Origin of the sequence: Pseudomonas sp. 7SR1, from assembly GCF_900156465.1 — a bacterium.
Classification (GTDB): Bacteria; Pseudomonadota; Gammaproteobacteria; order Pseudomonadales; family Pseudomonadaceae; genus Aquipseudomonas.
Genome location: NZ_LT707064.1, coordinates 415,716 through 434,908 on the forward strand (window position 1 = coordinate 415,716; position 19,193 = coordinate 434,908).

The following is a 19,193-nucleotide window of genomic DNA, read 5'->3' on the forward strand; positions in this document are numbered from 1 at the left end:
GACGTCGCCACGGATTCCAGCGTGCGGGAGCTATCGAATCGCCATCAGGTCGTCATCAAAATCGGGCTAAGCTGTGCGAGTGGTTGTCAAGACCGTATGGCTCCCGTGCGTTGCGGAAATCGTCAGAATGCGACGGCTGCGCAACCCGGAACGGTGCGCTGCACTGGTTACGGTGCCGCGTCCTGCGTCAAAGATCAGGACTGTTTAGAACAGGGTCGCACCACTTCAGTGCAAGAATGCGGACTCAGACCCGTCCGGTCTTGAGTAAGACTGAAATAGTCACGATGCGCCCCGGCCGGCTAGGCTGCGTAGGCTTTCATCAGTCCGTGATCGCACCGTTCTCTTGCGCCATCCGGACGTACTCCGACAGCGGGCGCACTGCCTGGAAATACCGATCCCGCCGCACGGGCAGTTCGCGCGGCCCGGCGATGCCCGCCAGGTCGGACAGCTTGACCGTCCCAAGGGAAGGCATACCGATACCGAGGTCGATCAGGCCGTAGGCTGTGTCGCCATCCGCAGGATCGAGCGACACCAGCAGCCAAGTCACATGCGCGTCCGGGGTGAACAGGCGCACCACGGGCAGCGGGTCTAGCCGCTGCCCAGCGGCGAGCGCCGCCCCGTGGGCCAGCAGCCGGGCGCGTTCATCAGCGGTGAGAAGCGGCAGGGTCATAGGCAGCCTCTCCACGTAACCGAGGATGCACGGATGCGCTTTGGCGTCGAAGCGCAGAACCGCCGAAAGGCATCCGTGCATTCGTGTGGAAGGACGCATGCGCAAACCATCGAATCCGTAGAGGAACAGAAGCGCCGAGGCGGAATTGTCGGAAGCCGGAAAGACACGGATGCGATTCCCCGGTTCTGTCGAAATCCGCTTCTGCGGATTTCCGTAAAAGCAAGAAAGCGGGCCTTTCAGCCATGAATGAACACTATAGATTGTAGCCCTATAGGGCGCAATGGGCTGTCATCTTGGTTTTTATGGGGAAACCAAGTTAGTGACAACGAAACACTCATTGGCAACGGCAATACGGACAGTCAGGAAGGCGCGAGGCCTGAGCCAGGAAGCGTTCTCCGACGTGTCCAGCCGCACCTATATGAGTACGCTGGAGCGCGACTTGAAAAGCCCGACCCTGCACAAGCTGACCGAGCTGTGCGAGGTCATGGAAGTGCATCCGCTGACGTTGCTGACGCTGGCGTATGCCGGCGACGACACGCACAAGGCCGACGAACTGCTGGCGCGGGTACGCCAGGAGTTTGAGACCGTGCTGAAAGAACGCGACTGAATGCCGCAAGCGGAGCGCGCAGCGCCGCAGGCGCGAAGGCGTGAGGGATTGAAGCCGCATGGCCGTGACGGCTTGCCGGCACGGGGCTCAGCCCGAAAACCCGGCGGCGCAACGCGCCGACACGCCATCCTGTTCCTGCCGCCACGGGCTTCGAGCCATCCGACCATCGCCAATGCGATGCCGGGCCTGAACATGCCAAGCATCGGGCGACTGCCGAAACCCTGTGCGTGCGGTGCTGCGATCAGCAGCACGCACCCCGCCGCAATGGGCGGGGCGCGGCGGGCGGCCGTCAGGCCGCCTTGGGCTTGCTGCGCGACCAGATCAGTTCGTGCGCGCCATCCTCGTTCCCGATCAGGCGGGCATAGACCGTCGCGGGGAACGAGGGATCGTCGATGGAAACCGACAGGTATTCCCGCCCGGCCTCGCTGGTCTTCTTCCATGCCGCGCCGATCTCGTGGCCGGCCGCCTGAAGTTGGAAGTCCGGGGCGCTTTCGTTCTCGCCCTTGTCGTTGGGAACCAGCTTGACCTTGACGTTGAGGGTCAGGGTGCGAAGCGTGCCGGTGAAGCCGTCTTTCTCTGCGGTGAAGGTGCCGATGTTAGCCATGATGAATTTCCTTTCGGTTGAACAGGGTTCGCGCCCATCGCGTCCTGTTGTGATCCGACTGGCGGGGGACGGGCTGGCTGCACCGCTTGCGGGCGCAACGGAGTGGAGCGCCTGGAAGCGAAAAGAATTTGACCCGCGAGGAATGCGCGCAGCGCAGGGGAAATTGTTTTCACTGGAAGGTTGCAGTCATAGAAGCCCGGCCACCGCCAGGATTCACAAACAGACAGGACGCCTTAGGCCGACCCGCTCCGAAAGGAACATGGCCGACTCGGCTCCGCGCGTGACGGCTTCACCGGCCTGCGCCCTGACACGGGCAAGGACAACGCCCAGCGACAAGGTGAAAGCGCCCCTGCCGTAGCTTGCGGCCTAGTGCTTGAGGCGTGGCGTGGAAGCTCCATTGCAGGGCCGGGCGGCGTGTCGGTGAACCGTCCTTCGTGACGTACAGGCGACGAACCGCCAGCGTCGAGGACGGCACGCTTCCGTACAACCTGCCGCAGCAAACCGGGGCGTAGCCCCACAAGTCCAGCCCATTGCGGCGGGGCGAATTCGGAATGCCGTCGGCGCTGTGCGCCGACGCACTTATGGGCTTCGAGGGTTTCCCGCGCACAAGGCCACTTGTGCGCGGCCCCTTCGCCGTCTGCCCGAAGGCGGCGAAGGGGCGTTCTGGCTTTGGGCCTTGAAACCGGGCGCGGCCACCGCCGCTCCCGGTTTTTTGACCATCGGCCCCAGGGCGGAACGGCCTGGGGCCGATGCTGATGGAACAGCGAAGCGCCCCGGCCGGAACCGGGGCGCTCGGTGGTAGCGAAGGTCACGCGGCGAGTGCGTGGGCCTGCTGCTCGTCGTCGTTGTCGATGGCTTCCGGCTCGTCGTCTGTCACGGCCTGCGGCGCATCCTGCGCCGTGGTGTCGTCGGTGCTTTCGGTCTTGAAGATGGCGGGCATCCAGCCGGTGCCATCCGTCAGCCGTTCGGCTTCGCTGGCAATGTCGGCCTTCTTCAACTTCGCCAGCCGGGTGACGTGCGCCGGGGCGTACTGCTCCACGGCTTGCAGAATCGCGGCCTTCGGGATGTGCTGGAAATAGCCTTCGCTGGTGGGCTTCCACCATGCGGCCATGTCCAGCCCCACGGCCTGCGCCAGTTCCGCGCCGGGTTGCTGCTGTGCAGCGCGGGGCGTCACCACGTCCACCGTGACGGCCACGCATACCGCCAGCAGCCGCACCAGTTCATCCTGCGACTTCGCCAGCAGCACGGCGAACAGTTCGGCGCTGTCCTCCGGCAAACCTTCGCCTGCTACCTGCTGCAACTCGCGCAGCGCCACGGCGGCGGGCGAATCCGGTATGTCCGGGGCGATGCCTTCCAGCCGGTCTTTCACGGTCAGGCGCACGCCCAGCGGCAGGTCGTGGCCGTAGTGGCTGTCCTGCAAGACGGTCTGCACCATGCCATGCACCAGCGCGGCCAGCGCCACTTGCGGATGCCGGGCGACTTCGATTTGCAGCGCGGCGGTGCGGTGGGCGCTCAACCGCTGCGCCAGCTTGTCGGACATGGCGGCGGTCTTGGGCTGCGCGTCGTCGTCTCCGTCCTCGCCTTCGTCGTCGTTCTCGGCTTCGCTGCCGAAACCCTGCCGCAGCCGCTCCAGCGTGCGCAGCGCCTTGGCTTCGGCTTCGCGCAGCAGCCCGCGATGCACCACGGCATCGCCGTTGCGGTCAATGGTGACGATGGCACCGGCTGCGGCCTTCACGGTCGCGCCGTAGTCCTGCAAGCCATCTTCCAGCGCCTGCAACTGCTCGCCCAGGGCTTCGCCTTCTTCCTGCAAGGCGTCGGCCTTTTCCTCGTCGTCAGCGTCCAGCGCGTCATCCACGGCTGCGGCCAGTTCGTGCAGCTTGGTTTGCAGCTTTTCGATGCGCTGCGCTTCGCGCTTGCTCGGTTCGCGCCGTTCCCTCGGCGCACGCTGGAAGGCGTGCAGGTCGGCATGAGTCAAGGCGGGGGTGGCATCCACCCACGCCCAGCCTTCGGCCTTCACCTCGGCGGCGATGCCTGCCAGCTTGTCCTGTGCCAGCCGTTCCAGCAGCGCAGCATCGGTCAGATACACGCCCGCATCGCCTTCTGCGAACAGGTCGCGGCGAATGCCGCCGCCTGCGGCTTCGTAGGTGTCCAGCTCCACGAAACACACCAGCGGATGCCGGTAGGCGTCAATCTCCCGCTCGGTGAGGCGGTCGCGCAATTGGGAAGGGTTGCGCTGCCACGTCGGCGCATCGTAGAACGCGGTTTCCTGCGCGGCATGGTCGTCAGTGATGACAAGGGCCATCAACTGATCGAGCGTCACGGCTTCGGCGCGGTAGTCGGCCAGCAGGCGCGGTGACACGTTCGCCAGCTTCAAGCGGCGATGCACCACCAGCGGGGACACGCTGAAATCGGCGGCTATGTCCTCGATGGGTCGGCCTTCGGCCACCAGCGCGGCGAATGCCTCGAACTGGTCGGCGGGGTGCATAGCTTCGCGCTGCACGTTCTCGGTAAGGCTGGCCGTGCGGGCGGTGCCATCGACCACCAGCAGGCAAGGCACGTTCCATTCCTTGCTGATGCGGCGTTTCTTCGCCAACAGCTTCAACGCGGCCAGCCTGCGGCCACCGGCCACCACTTCGTAATGCTCGCCATCGGCGGCGGCAATGACGATGAGGTTTTGCAGCAGGCCGACACGCTGGATAGAAGCGGCCAATTCGGGAATGGACATGCGCGGGGTCTTGCGCACGTTGCGCCCGGTCGGACGCGACACCAGCCGCGACAGCGGAACCAAAATCAGGTTCTTGGTCGGGTCAGCGGCTTCCAGCGGGACAGCGGCGGCGGCAGTGACGGCGCGGGCTTCGGTTTGGGTGATGGCTTTCATGGTGATAACTCCTAACGGTTAGAGATGCAGCAGCGAGGGATGCGGCAAGGGCTGCTGCCTGCCCCTGCCGCGTGGGGAATCAGGCTTTCAATTGGCGCAGGCCATCGGCCAGCATCCAGAGGGCACGATTGAGGCGCACATCGGAATCAATGCCCTGCACCGGGCGGGTTTGCTGGCGACGTCCGTTGGCGCTGCGGCCGTGCAATCCGCCTTTGGTCAGGTTTTCTTGGGTGCGGTTGAACACGCTCCACAAATCCGGGCGGCGGTCATCGAACCGGCGCGGCATCAGGATTTGGCTTTCCGTGATGGGCGCGGGCTTGTTGTCGGTGGGGTCGTACTTCAAGGCCAGCGCGGAACGGGCGAACACTTCGGCTTCGCCTTCGTCCAGCGTGATCGCGCGCATGGCGTCGCGGGAATCCTTCACCCGGTCGAAGCCGCGCAAGACTTCGTAAGCGCCTTCGATGACGTGCCCGGAAACGTCGCCTTTGTGGGGCACGCGCACATCGGCCACGGTGTCGCCGCACACAAGGCCATTGCTGCAAACGAACCGGAACATTCCGGCCAGCATCTGATAGCTGCTCGTCCCGTCATGGGAATTGAGCAACACGATTTCATTGGCTTCCGCGCCGTTGATCTGGCTGGCGTGGCGCAGGCGCAGCATGTGTTTGGTGTGTTCGCGCTTGCCTTCATCGCGCACGCGGGTCTGGCAAACCATGAAGGGCTGGAAACCTTCTTTGCGAAGCTCGGCCAACACGGCGGAGGTGGGGATATAGGCGTACCGCTGCGAACGGCTTTCATGCGGCGCGTCCGCGAAAATGGACGGCGCTACGCGGTGAATCTGGTCATCGGTCAGCGGGTAATCGCTGCGTAGCGCGGGGGAGCGGGAAGCGAAACGGGATGCGAGTTGCATGGTCTTTCTCCTGACGAAAAGGGTTTGCTGTTCACACCGCACACCGGATTCCAAGATTCGGAGCCCAGCCTTTCGGCTGTTCTGTGCGGTTGGCACGAGGAACCCGGTTGGCCCTGTTGCCACCGTCTTTCCTGAGTTCATCGCCCGCGGCCAAAGGAGCGCGCGGACGGGGGCCGTCAAGGAAACAAGCGCAGGGTTGGTGCGGCCCGCAGCGCAGCGAGGACACGGCCCTGCGCGCCTTGACGGCACACGGAAGCGGGCTACGGTCGCGGAGAAGGTGATGAAGTCAGGGGAGACGGCTGGACATGGCAACGGCCGCCGAGATGTGCTGAACCGCACGCAAGCGCAAGCGCGCAGGCCCGGATCTGGAAGCCGGGCCGTAGGCGTCAGCCGAGCGGAGCGAGGGAACGATGGAAGCCCGAAGGGGGCGAAACCCCGAAGGGGGTTCGATGCGCAGCACGACAGCGCGACCGGCCATGTTTCTGGGCCGGGGACGCCCGGTCTTTTCAGAGAAAGCTCAGCGGTTTTGTCTCATCAGCCTTGCCTAGCCGCCGCGCCGGGTGCTGACCTACTACAACCTAGCGGTGAAAAGTATAGAAACCGTCACTATTTTCGTAACAGTACGCATCCATTACGGTACGCTAGCTACAGATACCACTGATCAAAGGGAGGGGGCATGGCATCTGCGAGACAGGATTTTGAACGCTTCGTGAGCTGGGTTTACCAGCCAGATAGGCAGTTTCCCGGCGATGTGCGCCGTCTAGCTACTTTGGCCCTCGCTAACTTTGACGAACTCGCAGGCACCTCACGTCAGCGAAGCCAGCGCTCCACCTTTCTGGTGGGCCTGATGCGGAGAGAGCTTGGCGGTACGGTTGAAGCGCCCCCAGCCGCCGTCGCTGAAGTAAACGCCGGTGCCTGGCCATGGGTCAGACTGCGTCACCTGACGCTTGGCCCATTTCGGGGATTCCGAGTACCTGAGCCTTTCGACCTAACTAAGCAGATCATCCTTTTCTACGGCCCCAATGGCAGCGGTAAAACCAGCCTTTGCGAAGGATTGGAGTATGCCCTTCTCGGAGATGTCGAAGAGGCCGGCAATAAACGCATTGCGGCCAGGACGTATCTGGCAAATGTCCACGACAGGCGATTTGATCCTCCAGTCCTTAAGGCCACGGATCAACAAGGACGCGAGGTAGACGTTGCTGCAAATCTCGACACGTATCGCTTCTGTTTCATAGAAAAGAACCGAATCGACGCATTCTCAAGAATCGCTGCCCGACCCAATGCCCAGCGCGCCGAATTGATCGCCACACTCTTTGGCATGGACCAGTTCAATGAATTCGTAGGTCACTTCAACGAGAGCATCGACGGGCAGCTTGTCCTAGTCGCCGAGCGCCAAACTGCGTTGACGTTGCGCCGGAACGCGCTGAAGGCAGACCAAGCAACCGTTGATGGTGAGGCTGCTTCCTTACAAGCACTGAACGAAGAGGAATTCCTCCTAGCCAAGGAGTACGCAGTTGAACTGACATATCAAGATCTGAAACGCTTGATTGGCACTACTGAAGCTCCTGGACGTCTTCAAGAACTTGATGACATTCTGGGCGCGGTCCCTCCCAATATTCTTGGCGTCACACGACAAGGTCTCCAGGACGCTTTCGCAGAGGCACACCGGTGCTCCCAGGAGCTCGACGAGGTCATTGATTCCCTTCGGGCCAAGAGCGACCAAGTGTCCTTCAAGGCGCTGTACAACTCTGTTCTCGCCTTACAGAAGACCGTCGGAGATCGCTGCCCTGCCTGCGACACACCACTGGCTGGAGACACTCATGTTGCTGCAGATCCCTTTAAGAAGGCGACCGACGGCTTGCAGCAACTTGAAGAGTTGGGCGCTCTCCAAGAACAACAGAAGGCTATCGAAGTACAACTTGGCCAAGCCTCTCGCGCGTTGCGGCAGTTGTTCGCGCCACTCAGCACATTCATAGCTGCTCATCAAGAAGAAGAGTCAGCAGTCGGTAGATGGGCTTTGCAGCTTCCTGCGGAGCCTGGCGGTCGTTGGTGGACAGATATTTATCCCCTACCCTCCACAGACCCGCGCGGATCGCCTTCGCTGGAGGAGATCCTGGCAGTGGTGGATCGCATGACCGCGCAGGACGAAGCGTCAAGGACGGCTCAGCGAGATCGACAACCGCACATCGACGAGCGTCGGCGACTCAACGAGTTCCAGCTAAGGGTGCAAGCGCAGGATCTGAAGCGGCAACAATTGCAAGCGGATATAGATGCAGCGCGTAACCGAATCATAGCGTTCGACGAAACAAATTCCGGGCTGATCGCACAAGCGGACCAGGAGAAGCTAGATATCGCCCGCGACACGCCTTACAAGACTGCCTACGACAGATTCCTCGAAGCACTTAGATCTTATAGGGATCAACTCCCTGGCCAGCTAATGGCTGGCCTGAATGACGCCGCCAGAGATCTCTATAACGCATTCAATCGCAATGATCGCGAGGAGGACAAGCTATCAGCGCTGCATCTGCCTTTGACCGGCGATGAAAAGATCGAGATCAGCTTCCGGGGAAATCCAGGGGTTCGCGTCGATGCACTCCACGTCCTGAGCGAAGGACATATCCGCTGTCTCGGCCTTGCCATTTTGATGTCCAAGGCGAAGAGCATCGACTGCCCGGTTATCGTTTTCGACGATGCCATCAACGCTATTGACCATGACCATCGAGGTGGGATCCGGGAGGCGATTTTTGAAGGCGACCACTTCGCTCAAATCCAACTGATCGTCACCTGCCACAGCAACGAATTCATTAAAGACATTCAACAACACCTGCCTGCCCAGCGCAGAGGTGCGTGCCAGGTCTACCTGCTCCGACATCACGATGGCAACTATCAACCGAGAGTTACCGGTAACGTACCGAGCGCGAACTACATCGCAAAAGCCAGGGCCGCAAGGGAGGCACTCAACGACCGAGACGCGCTCGCCGCGTCCCGCCAAGCCTTAGAGATGCTGGGCGAAAAGACTTGGCGCTGGCTTGGAAGTCATGACCAGGGAGTGCTTAATCTCATGCTGGCTGGGGTCGGTGCCGAACCTGGCTTGAGAAATCTATGCGAAGCACTGGTCAAAAAGTTGCGAGACTCCCAGACTTTCAACCATGCGAACAAAGAGCCCCTTCTTGCCGCGTATGGCCGCATCTTGGGCATTCCAGTCACCAATCTTGTCTGGACCTACCTAAACAAAGGTACTCATGAGGAGGCTGATCGGGATGACTTTGACGGGGAGCTTGTGGAGACCGTTGTCCAAACTCTTGAAGAGCTAGACCGCCTCGATCTGCGAGGCGGACGGTAGCACTTGTTGCTGCACGCACGCCTAGCCTTGGCTGGGCGTAGCTGTGTACCAAACCAGAGAGCGATTGGAGTGACGCAGTAAACCCCATCCGATACTGGCAGACGGTTAGCAGCTTCAGTAGCTAACCGTAATGCAGGTCGTCGAGCGATGACACCTCGGATACCGAATGTGGCTTGGTGTCGTAACTCACCGCAGTGATGTCATGGATAACTAATGAATCACGCTTCATTCTCAGCGCGGGATGCACTGAGCGGTGTGGGTACCATGGAAGCTCACGCTCCTTGAACAGAATCGACGGACTGAACCACTTTCCCGGGCCATCTTCTTCGTACTCCCAGAGTGCGATGTCGGCCGTCACTTGAGATCCATCTGCGTCGGTGACTTCACAAGCCTTGCGAAAGAGAACCACATTGTCGCCGCTCGCTCGTTCGCCCGGACGCCGCCCCTGAGCAGATGGATAAATGATGCCATCAACGTTCAACGTGTCATGCGCAGCTAGATAGTCTGCGACCGCCTGAGTGACCAGGTAGTTGCGATCCTGCAGTTCGGGAACGACTGGTACTGACAGCCTGTCACCAAGCGTCCTGAGAAAATCCCGGCGTTGCGCTGCAGAGCGGGTCGCGCGGTCAAATAAGCTGGCCCCATTCCTAAGTTCCACACGAGCCAAGCGACGAAGATCCAATAGTCGTAAAGGGCGAGTCACTTCAAAGGCGGCAAGCGCAACTTTACTGCCGACCGGAGGCCGCACTTCGGCGATGCATATCTCCGGAGTGGTGGCACCGTAGAAGGCAGGCTGACCTTGTCCGTTCATGCGACCGGCTGCACCGATCCCAGGGGATGGCGATCCCAAAAACCGCTCTGGCCAGCGAAGTGCAGATGCCATGGACTCGTCTGTCTGGAATACACGGCCACGGTAAAGTGTTCCTAACGGAGCATCCGGCCCAGCCGGTATGATCACCGGCTGCCCGTCGCTATCGCGGTCATCGGCGATCTCGCCGAAAATCTTGTCGAGCAGTACAGTCGCTTTGGGATTGAAGAAGCGAACATTGGTATGGAGGCTTTCCTCCATCTCCCTCCAAGCGTTCCCTAATGGCTCTGCCATGGACGGCTTGCGAACAAACCACGGATCATCATCACCATATCGAGACTCTCCCGAGTCAGCATCAAACCAGAGGCTTCCAAGGTGCTCGACGATGAGCTCAACAGCGTCCTGCGGCGCTTGAGTCAATTGTGAAATCGTATCGTGCAAGTCTTGGCCGGCGGGAGTGCGGCCAAAATGCACTACTGCCATTGTGTGGCTGGATTCCTCGAAGAACGTATCAATCACTTCGTCGCACAGATTGGCCACCATCCAAAGATCGACTGACTGCTGATTTTCCTCGCAGTATTCACACGGATTCTCAGACGTTGCCGCCTCTTCAATCAAACGCCGCAAGTAAGGCTCACCTACGCAGCCTGGACAAATAAAGCTCATACGAAAATCCTATTCGAGGTTTACATTGAACGGTGCGTATACCGAACGAAACAGGGCCAGAATCTTGCGCCTGACAGAGTCCAACTGATCTACGCTGCGTTGCGAAAGCCCAAACGTGGGGCAGTCGGGAACTCCACAGCCACATGGCCGTATTTCGCCCTCCCTAAGCCCAGTCACGAAAATACGACGAAGGTCATCAACATGGCGGACGATCTTCTCCAGCGTCGTTCGAACGCCCCTATCCCTCAGGTTGTGGATCGATGGGATACGTCTAATCTCATCGCCTTCGCGAGTCCGCCATATACCTGTATTGAGTGCGCGGATAGTGTCTTCGATTGCCTGCTGGAAAGCAGGCAAAGAGCTTTCTTGTTGAAACGGCGTGCGAAAAGCAGATCGGCTGAATACTGCGGCCATCAACTGCAGTGCGTCGGCATCAGACAGATCTGGAAAGTCATCAACAAAGCTGCGAATGTCCGCCTCCGCATCGGGAAACTCGACCCCCCGGACGAAACGATGCAGTAGGTACTCAGCGCGAAGCCGCAAGTTCTCCTCAAACTCCACACCTGACCAGATGGTGACATGGGCCACACCGAGAGCGCCCGCGGCTTCCTCAATCCGCCTGCGGTTTGCGTCCGAGACAGCACCGCGGGAAACGAACTTAAACGCCTCCGGCGCTGCACCTGCGGCCTTCATCGACTTTTCCATGTCACCTCTTGCTTTCGCTAACGTCAAGGTGCTCCGGTTCGCGCATTGAATGATGGTCTTGCGAGATGGCCTGTCATCAAAGGGCTCGGTGCCTGTGATGTCCCTACCCTGATCACCTCCCGACTGACCGCGCCAGACCAGGTCACCCCAACCGGCCCGCACGTGGTATGCAAAGACGAGACGCTCAAACTGTATGCCGCTGAAATCCTCGAAATGGATTGGTGAAACCATTACCGTCGCCATGTCCCTGCCCTTTGCCAAGTTATGCACTCGTCGATACGCCTCACTACGCTCCAACGGGTTTCGGCGATAGCCAATGAAAGCCACCATTGCCCCATCGTCTGCAACGTCAACACTCATGGAGTGCAATATGGAGAATACCCCGTCAGGCCCGGTGGGTAGAGCTTATGACTCGAAGAACAGCCTCACTGCCCCGCTGCCGGGTTCGGCCGCCTATGAGGAGCTTCCTCAGTTTCCTAAGTCCTGCGCCCTGCCCTTCCGTCGCACCATACGCAGAAAGGAGCTGCGCCTGATCGTTCCTTTAGCTGAAACGACCATCTACGAAATGGAGCGCCGCGGCGAATTCCCGCGCCGTTTCAATCTGACGCCTCGTTGCGTTGTGTGGGACCTGGCAGAAGTGGAAGCCTGGATCGAAGAACGGAAACAAACCCCTCGCGACAGCAGCTCCAAACCGGATGTCCACCTACGAAAAACCCGCCCTGTTCGGACGGGTTCGCGCGAAGGATGATGCCGGCGATGCGCCTCATCCGACCAGGGCTTGCAGCTCCTTAAACGCAGACCGCGGCAGCCGCTGGCCCTCCTTGGCCACGTTGACCTGCAGAGCCACCTGCGCTACATCCAGGACGTTCCTCGCCAGAGAGTAGCTGCCCTTGGCCTGCAGCCAGGCCAGCACATCCGCTAGGTGCCAGATCGACGCACTCCCCTCATGCACTGGAGCTGGAAAGCTGCTCGGATGGGCCAGCATCAGTTTGCGCATGTTCTGTCGTGACACGCCAACCATCTCCGCCACATCGGTCAAGCCGACAAGATCCGGAGCAACCTCGATCAGTCTGGCCGACGGTGCGGCGCTCCGTACATCGGCCAACGCGCTGCGTACAGCAGCATCAGCACTATCCGCCTCGCGGGTGAATTCCAGCGCAAGCCGCCCCGGCTGCCCTATGCCGACCAAGGCATCGTCGCAGCCAGCCTCGCCCAAGCGCTCGACCAATTCATTCGGGTCACGGCCATCCTCAGCGAGCTGGTATTTCAGGGTGAAGGTGTATTCCATCGTGCTACTCCTCGGCATCGTCGTCAGCTTCATGCCGCTTGCGGTGCGTTGTGCAGTTGTCCACGACTCGCCGCAAGGCGCGTGCGTGGTTGCCAGAGTTCTTGGGAGTACTCCATACCGAGGTAATACAGAACTCACCGCAACGACACTCCTCGTCGTTGTACGGGCAGTAAATTCGCCCCCAGGCATGACTCCCGCCAACGTCAACACGCCATCCTTGCGCTTCGGCATGTTGAAGGGCTTCTTCGACCTCTTTTTTCGAATGAGAGGAACGGGCCATCGATGGTCTCCAGTATGTGGATGGCTGACCGGGTTGTCAAGTGACAACCCGACTTCCATTTCAGGCCATCGCGCGCAACGTAGGCACTACAACGTTTTCCGGCATCAGCCTCGGGACGTAGGTCTGCCCATCGATCCAGGCATCGACCATGTTCGCCCACTCCTGCAGCATGTGACGCCGCTGCTCGGCGTACTCAGCTTTGTTGTAGATTGAGCGCGAAGAGCGCCCATCCTCGTGGGCCAAACACTTCTCGATCCAATCGCGGTTGAAGCCGATTTCGTTCAATAGCGTCGAGCCGGTTCGACGCAGGTCATGGACGGTAAATGGCTCCAACGGTAGACCAGCGGCCTTGGCACGTTCAGCCACGATCTGCGTAACGCGGTTCAAGGTGGCGTTCGACATACAGCGGTCGGCGTCATAGCGCGAGGGCAGCACGAACTTGGAGCCGGCCGCGCAGGTGTGCAGCGCTATGAAGATGTCGAGAGCCTGGCGGGATAGATAGACCACATGTGGGTTGCGTCCCTTCATCCGGTGCTTCGGAATAGTCCATGTCGCACTCTCGAAGTCGACCTCATCCCAGGTGGCCTGGATCAGTTCGCTCTTGCGAACCAGCGTCAGCAAGATCATGCGCAGAGCCAGTCGGATCGTCGGATAGGTAGCCACCGACTCCATCTGCCGCGACATCAACCGGATCTCGAGCGGTGACAGCGAGCGATCCTTGGGCACAAAGGTCGCAATGGACGCAGCGCCCACGTCTTCAGCCGGGTTGTCTACCTTTTCGCCGTGCAGGATCGCAAACGCATAGATCTGCTTCACGATGTCGCGGACATGCACCGCGGTGGCGGGTGCCCCGCGAGCCTTCACCTTGTTGCAGAGAGCACGCAGATCATCGGCGGTGATCTCGTTGAGTTGGCGGTTCTCGAAAGCGGGAAGGATGTCACGGTCGACGATGCTCTTGCGCATGGCCCTCGTGCTGTCGGCCATTCGAGCACCCACAAGCCACTTTCCTGTCAGCTCGCCGAAAGTTTTTGCGGCGGTGAGCCGGCGCTTCTCGCGCTGTTTTTCCAGAGCGGGTGACTTGCCTTGTGCGACGGTCTTTTTGGCGTCAATCAGCTTTTCGCGAGCCAACGCCAGAGAAATACCGGCAGGTCCGTACCTGCCGATCGTCAGAGTTTCGCGACGTCCGTTGAGACGGTAGTCGTAGCGGAAGGTGACGGTACCGCTTGGCGATACCGTTACGTACATACCGTCGCGATCAGAAGCCTTATAAATCTTGGACTTAGGCTTGAGGTTCCGCAGTGCGGTGTCGGTAAGCATCGAGGTTTTTCTCCTGTTTCTTGACGGCTTTTACCGTCAGGGGCCAGGAGACCTGCTGATGCCGGGAAAGCCGCATGAAACAAGCTTTCCCGAGCAGACCTTTACCGTCAAAGACGGTTTAGGTCTGGATAGTGAATGGGACGGTCTTAATCCGGCCCACAGTTCTTACCGCCAGTTCCACCGCCAACCTGTTCTGCTGGCCAGCGATAGTCACCGATAGCTGCCGTGACATATTTTCTTTTAAATCAATACGTTACGACAGATTTTCAATAGCCGACGATAGTCCCCGAAGGACCTGATTTCACTCCCACTCAATCGTCGCCGGCGGCTTGCTCGACACGTCATACGTGACGCGAGAGATACCTTCGATCTCGTTGATGATCCGGCCGGAAACGGTTTCCAGCAGTTCGTAGGGCAGGTGCGCCCAACGAGCGGTCATGAAGTCGATGGTTTCCACGGCACGCAGGGCCACGACCCAGGCGTAACGACGACCATCGCCCACCACGCCCACCGATTTCACCGGCTGGAACACCACGAATGCCTGGCTGACCTTGTGGTACCAGTCGGCCTTGCGCAGTTCTTCGATGAAGATATGGTCGGCGCGACGCAGCAGGTCGGCGTATTCCTTCTTCACTTCACCGAGGATCCGCACGCCCAGGCCAGGGCCCGGGAATGGGTGGCGGTAGACCATGTCGTACGGCAGGCCCAGCTCCAGGCCAAGGCGACGTACCTCGTCCTTGAACAGTTCGCGCAGCGGCTCGACCAGCTTGAGGTTCATTTCCTCTGGCAGGCCGCCGACGTTGTGGTGAGACTTGATCACGTGGGCCTTGCCGCTCTTGGCACCGGCCGACTCGATCACGTCGGGGTAGATGGTGCCCTGGGCCAGGTACTTGATGTTTTCCAGCTTGCAAGACTCGGCGTCGAACACGTCGATGAAGGTACGGCCGATGATCTTGCGTTTCTTCTCGGGGTCGGATTCGCCGGCCAGGTTGGCCAGGAACTGATCCTCGGCGTTGGCGCGGATCACCTTGACGCCCATGTTCTCGGCGAACATCGCCATCACCTGCTCGCCTTCATGCAGGCGCAGCAGGCCGTTGTCGACGAAAACGCAGGTCAGTTGGTCGCCGATGGCCTTGTGCAGCAACGCAGCGACCACCGAGGAGTCCACGCCGCCGGACAGACCCAGCAGCACGTTATCGGTACCCACCTGCGCACGCACCTGGGCGATGGCGTCTTCGGCGATCTTCGACGGGGTCCACAGGGCCTCGCATTCGCAGATGTCGAGGATGAAGCGCGACAGGATACGACCGCCCTGCTTGGTGTGGGTCACTTCCGGGTGGAACTGGACGCCGTAATAGCGGCGATCGTCGCTGAACATGCCGGCAATCGGGCAGCTCGGAGTGCTGGCCAGGATATGGAAGTCTTCCGGCATGCGGGTGACCTTGTCACCGTGGCTCATCCACACGTCAAGGCCGAACAGGCCGTCGGCATCGATATGGTCTTCGATGCCGTCCAGCAGGCGGCTCTTGCCGACCACGTCCACACGGGCATAACCGAACTCGCGCAGATCGGAGCCTTCCACCTTGCCGCCCAGTTGCTCGGCCATGGTCTGCATGCCGTAGCAGATACCGAAGACCGGCACACCCAGGTCCCAGACCGCCTGGGGCGCCCGAGGGCTGTCGGCGACGTGCACGGACTCCGGGCCGCCGGCCAGGATGATCCCTTTTGGCGCGAATTCGCGAATCGCTTCGTCATCCATATCGAACGGATGCAATTCGCAATACACGCCGATTTCACGCACGCGGCGGGCGATCAGCTGGGTGTACTGGGAACCGAAGTCGAGAATCAGGATGCGGTGAGCGTGAATGTCGAGGGCCATGACTCATTCTCATATAGGGAATCAGAAACAACTCGGGGCTGAATGAACAGCCCCGGTGATTACGTTTGCAGGAAAGCCTTAACCTACGCGGTAGTTCGGCGCTTCCTTGGTGATCTGCACGTCGTGGACATGGGACTCGGCCATGCCCGCGCCGGTGATGCGGACAAATTCCGGCTTGGTGCGCATCTCTTCGATGTTGGCGCTGCCGGTGTAGCCCATGGAAGAACGCAGGCCGCCCATCAGTTGATGGATGATGGCGCTCAGGGTGCCCTTGTAGGGAACGCGACCTTCGATGCCTTCCGGCACCAGCTTCTCGGCACCTGCGGAGGAGTCCTGGAAGTAACGGTCGGACGAGCCCTGGGCCTGGGACATGGCGCCCAGCGAGCCCATGCCGCGATAAGCCTTGTAGCTACGGCCCTGGAACAGTTCGATCTCGCCCGGTGCCTCTTCGGTACCGGCGAACATCGAGCCCATCATCACGCAGGACGCACCGGCCACGATGGCCTTGGACAGGTCACCGGAGAAACGGATACCGCCGTCGGCGATCAGGGGAATGCCGGAGCCTTCGAGGGCTGCGGCGACGTTGGCAATGGCGCTGATCTGTGGAACACCGACACCGGCGACGATGCGGGTGGTGCAGATCGAGCCAGGGCCGATACCGACCTTGACCGCGTCGGCGCCGGCTTCGGCCAGGGCCTTGGCGGCAGCGCCGGTGGCAATGTTGCCGCCGATCACCTGGACGTCAGGGAAGTTCTGCTTGACCCAGCGAACGCGGTCGATCACGCCCTTGGAGTGACCGTGGGCGGTGTCGACCACCACCACGTCCACGCCGGCATTGACCAGGGCGGCGACGCGGTCACCGGTGTCCTTGCCGGTGCCGACCGCGGCACCGACGCGCAGACGACCCTGGTCGTCCTTGCTGGCCAGCGGGTAGGCCTTGGCCTTTTCGATGTCGTTGACGGTCATCATGCCCTTGAGGGCGAACTTGTCGTCGACGATCAGCACGCGCTCGATGCGGTGCTTGTGCAGCAATTCGCGGACTTCGTCCTTGCTGGTGCCTTCCTTGACCGTGACCAGGCGCTCTTTAGGCGTCATTACCTGGCGCACGGTGGCATCCAGGCGGTTCTCGAAACGCACGTCGCGGGAAGTGACGATGCCGACCAGGTCACCATCGTGCAGCACCGGAACGCCGGAGATGTTGTGCATGCGGGTCAGTTCGAACAGATCGCGCACCGTGGCATCGGCCTCGATGGTGATCGGGTCCTTGACCACGCCGGCCTCGAACCGCTTGACCTTGCGCACTTCGGCGGCCTGCTGTTCGATGGTCATGTTCTTGTGGATGATACCGATGCCGCCTTCCTGCGCCATGGCAATGGCCAGGCGGGCTTCGGTCACGGTGTCCATGGCGGCGGATACCAGCGGAATATTCAGCTCGATGCCACGGGTAAGACGGGTTTTGAGACTGACTTCGTTAGGCAGTACCTCGGAATAACCGGGCACAAGGAGAATGTCGTCGAATGTCAGGGCTTCTTGGCTGATACGCAGCATCGCGGGGGCTCCCGAGCGGGAAAATGGAAGCGCGCCATTATACTCATGGACCCCGTCTCGCTCAATGTAAAACTCTGCCTATTATTGCCGGGCAGATTGACGGGGCTGATCCCCTCACTGCGACTGTACATCGCCCCTGTGGCGAGGGGATTGATCCCCGCTGGACTGCGCAGCAGTCCCGAAGCGGCCGACTCGATATGCCAGATGTACCGCATAGCCCGGTTCAGGGCCGCTTCGCGCCCCAGCGGGGATCAATCCCCTCGCCACAAAAACAGTCCGCCGTGTGCCTATTTACAACTCCACCTTCACCCAACTCACCGGCTGGTCCAGCCAATCGGCGAATTCATCGAGGAAATCCTGCTTGAACCCGGCCTCGAGCCAGTTGTTGAAGATGAACCCCAGGTTGGAAAAGGCGCAGGGCTGCAGGAACAGGAACCCGTTGATGTCATCTTCATGCCCGCATTCGGGACAGGTGAAATTGTCGGTGCGGCCTGGCATCCAGTCTTCCAGGCTTTCGAACAGCGCTTCGCCGATTTCCCTGCGGCACTCGGCGCAACCCGCCTCCTCGAGGAATCCCTTGGCCGGGGTATAGATACAGCGCCGGGTAATGATCTCCAGGCCGTTGACGGGCTCGCCGAACGGCAAGGCTTCGGGGTACAGGGCCACCTCCCGGGCGCCAGGGGCAATGGCGTGGCCCATGCGGTTGCCGGTGCGGCCGCAGGTGGTCAACTGTTCCTGGACAATATTCTTGCGTACCAGCCAGCGCACGATCGCACGGGCCCGGGGTTCGTGGACCGGCAGCGTGGAGATTTTCGGGACGATGATGCTTTGCGAATTCATGGCGAGGCCCGCTGTTTCCCTTGCTGAGCGAATGAAGGCCGGCAGCTTAATCCCTGGCCGGGCCAGGTCAAGCACTCAGGTAGCGCACGATCAACGCGATGCCGCTGGCGAGCACCAGCCAGGTGACCAGGCGCACGAATGCCTCGCGGGACATCCGCAGGGTCAGGCGACGCCCCACCCACAAGCCCAGCGCCATGGCCGGCAACAAGCACAGCGCCAGTACCAGCAAGGGTAGCTCGGCATATACCCCGGCGATGACGAACAGCGTCAAGCGCACCACGGTACTGCAACTGATCAGCGCGTTTTGCGTGGCGCGGGCCGGGTCCTTGGGCAAGCGGCTGTTCAGATAGATGGCGTATAAAAAGCCGCCACTGCCAAACAGCGCACCGAACATCCCGCCCACCGTCCCCATCGGCAGCGCCCACAGCGCCGACAGCTGCGCCGGCCGGGCCTTTACCCACAGGCTGTAGATCGCATAGGCGCTGATGAACAGTCCCATCAATAACAGCAGCAGGTCGGATTTGAGGTTGAGCAGGAATATCACCCCCAAGGTGCAACCCAGGGCCATGCATGGCAGCAAGCGCAGCAGCTCCGACCGGGACACGTCCCGCCGCGACGGCAGCAGGTTGCCGAATGCGGCGACGAAATCCAGCAGCACCAGCAGCGGCACGATTTTCGACAGGGGCATGAACAGCAACAGAATCGGCGCGGCCACCAGCGCCGTCCCGAACCCGGCGATGCCGAACACGATGTAGGCCAGGGCTATGGCCGAGCCGATCACCAGCCATTCCAAGGGGGCAAATGCCCACTGGCCCAACCACGACAGCAGATTCATCCGACACTTCCTTGC

The 19,193-nt window shown here is 60.8% G+C and carries 17 protein-coding genes; 4 read left to right on the top strand and 13 right to left on the bottom strand.

The window, feature by feature from the left end:
* Window positions 1-319: 319 nt before the first annotated feature.
* Window positions 320-670 (bottom strand): DUF2958 domain-containing protein, encoded by a 351-nt coding sequence (locus BW992_RS02010; RefSeq protein ID WP_076405456.1) that lies wholly within the window; start codon window positions 668-670, stop codon window positions 320-322.
* Between the two features lie 319 nt (window positions 671-989).
* Between BW992_RS02010 and BW992_RS02015 the strand changes: the two genes are divergently transcribed.
* Complete coding sequence (locus BW992_RS02015) at window positions 990-1,277, top strand: helix-turn-helix domain-containing protein (RefSeq protein ID WP_123397804.1); 288 nt, start codon at window positions 990-992, stop codon at window positions 1,275-1,277.
* Window positions 1,278-1,566: 289 nt separating this feature from the next.
* On the opposite strand, the gene BW992_RS02020 is transcribed toward BW992_RS02015, so the two are convergent.
* The 3 genes from BW992_RS02020 to BW992_RS02030 all read right to left on the bottom strand — a co-directional run bounded on the left by BW992_RS02020 (window position 1,567) and on the right by BW992_RS02030 (window position 5,669).
* Window positions 1,567-1,881 (bottom strand): DUF736 domain-containing protein, encoded by a 315-nt coding sequence (locus BW992_RS02020; protein ID WP_076405460.1) that lies wholly within the window; start codon window positions 1,879-1,881, stop codon window positions 1,567-1,569.
* 808 nt (window positions 1,882-2,689) lie between these two features.
* Complete coding sequence (locus tag BW992_RS02025; protein ID WP_076405462.1) at window positions 2,690-4,759, bottom strand: ParB/RepB/Spo0J family partition protein; 2,070 nt, start codon at window positions 4,757-4,759, stop codon at window positions 2,690-2,692.
* Window positions 4,760-4,838: 79 nt separating this feature from the next.
* Window positions 4,839-5,669: a DUF932 domain-containing protein gene (locus BW992_RS02030; RefSeq protein ID WP_076405464.1), complete on the bottom strand. Its 831-nt coding sequence runs from the start codon at window positions 5,667-5,669 to the stop codon at window positions 4,839-4,841.
* 676 nt (window positions 5,670-6,345) lie between these two features.
* On the opposite strand from BW992_RS02030, the gene BW992_RS02035 reads away from it, so the two are divergent.
* Window positions 6,346-9,012: an AAA family ATPase gene (locus BW992_RS02035; RefSeq protein ID WP_076405466.1), complete on the top strand. Its 2,667-nt coding sequence runs from the start codon at window positions 6,346-6,348 to the stop codon at window positions 9,010-9,012.
* 121 nt (window positions 9,013-9,133) lie between these two features.
* Here the strand turns inward: BW992_RS02035 and BW992_RS02040 are convergent, their stop codons facing one another.
* On the bottom strand, window positions 9,134-10,486 hold the full coding sequence (locus BW992_RS02040; RefSeq protein ID WP_076405468.1) for an RES family NAD+ phosphorylase: 1,353 nt from the start codon (window positions 10,484-10,486) through the stop codon (window positions 9,134-9,136).
* A gap of 9 nt (window positions 10,487-10,495) precedes the next feature.
* Window positions 10,496-11,434 (bottom strand): hypothetical protein, encoded by a 939-nt coding sequence (locus BW992_RS02045; RefSeq protein ID WP_076407319.1) that lies wholly within the window; start codon window positions 11,432-11,434, stop codon window positions 10,496-10,498.
* A gap of 127 nt (window positions 11,435-11,561) precedes the next feature.
* Here BW992_RS02045 and BW992_RS02050 point away from each other — a divergent pair, with 127 nt between their 5' ends.
* On the top strand, window positions 11,562-11,939 hold the full coding sequence (locus BW992_RS02050; protein ID WP_076405470.1) for a helix-turn-helix transcriptional regulator: 378 nt from the start codon (window positions 11,562-11,564) through the stop codon (window positions 11,937-11,939).
* Between the two features lie 15 nt (window positions 11,940-11,954).
* On the opposite strand, the gene BW992_RS02055 is transcribed toward BW992_RS02050, so the two are convergent.
* From BW992_RS02055 to BW992_RS02065, 3 genes are read right to left on the bottom strand one after another with little or no spacing between them, the layout of a single operon-like run.
* On the bottom strand, window positions 11,955-12,479 hold the full coding sequence (locus BW992_RS02055) for a helix-turn-helix transcriptional regulator (protein ID WP_076405472.1): 525 nt from the start codon (window positions 12,477-12,479) through the stop codon (window positions 11,955-11,957).
* 4 nt (window positions 12,480-12,483) lie between these two features.
* Entirely contained in the window at window positions 12,484-12,759 is a 276-nt protein-coding gene (locus tag BW992_RS27150; protein ID WP_076405474.1) for a hypothetical protein, read from the bottom strand.
* A gap of 60 nt (window positions 12,760-12,819) precedes the next feature.
* Complete coding sequence (locus tag BW992_RS02065) at window positions 12,820-14,076, bottom strand: tyrosine-type recombinase/integrase (RefSeq protein WP_076405476.1); 1,257 nt, start codon at window positions 14,074-14,076, stop codon at window positions 12,820-12,822.
* Between BW992_RS02065 and BW992_RS26835 the strand changes: the two genes are divergently transcribed.
* On the top strand, window positions 14,063-14,296 hold the full coding sequence (locus BW992_RS26835) for a hypothetical protein (protein ID WP_156878891.1): 234 nt from the start codon (window positions 14,063-14,065) through the stop codon (window positions 14,294-14,296). The genes BW992_RS02065 and BW992_RS26835 overlap by 14 nt on opposite strands.
* An 81-nt stretch (window positions 14,297-14,377) precedes the next feature.
* Here BW992_RS26835 and guaA read toward each other — a convergent pair whose 3' ends face one another.
* From guaA to BW992_RS02085, 4 genes are all read right to left on the bottom strand, one after another.
* Window positions 14,378-15,955: a glutamine-hydrolyzing GMP synthase gene (gene guaA / locus BW992_RS02070; RefSeq protein ID WP_072388122.1), complete on the bottom strand. Its 1,578-nt coding sequence runs from the start codon at window positions 15,953-15,955 to the stop codon at window positions 14,378-14,380.
* Between the two features lie 78 nt (window positions 15,956-16,033).
* Window positions 16,034-17,503, bottom strand: coding sequence for an IMP dehydrogenase (gene guaB, locus BW992_RS02075; RefSeq protein ID WP_072388124.1), 1,470 nt, complete (start codon window positions 17,501-17,503; stop codon window positions 16,034-16,036).
* Window positions 17,504-17,794: 291 nt separating this feature from the next.
* Window positions 17,795-18,343, bottom strand: a complete 549-nt coding sequence (locus BW992_RS02080; RefSeq protein WP_072430818.1) for a sugar ABC transporter ATPase — start codon at window positions 18,341-18,343, stop codon at window positions 17,795-17,797.
* A 67-nt stretch (window positions 18,344-18,410) separates the two neighbouring features.
* Window positions 18,411-19,178: a sulfite exporter TauE/SafE family protein gene (locus tag BW992_RS02085; RefSeq protein WP_072388128.1), complete on the bottom strand. Its 768-nt coding sequence runs from the start codon at window positions 19,176-19,178 to the stop codon at window positions 18,411-18,413.
* Window positions 19,179-19,193 lie beyond the last annotated feature (15 nt).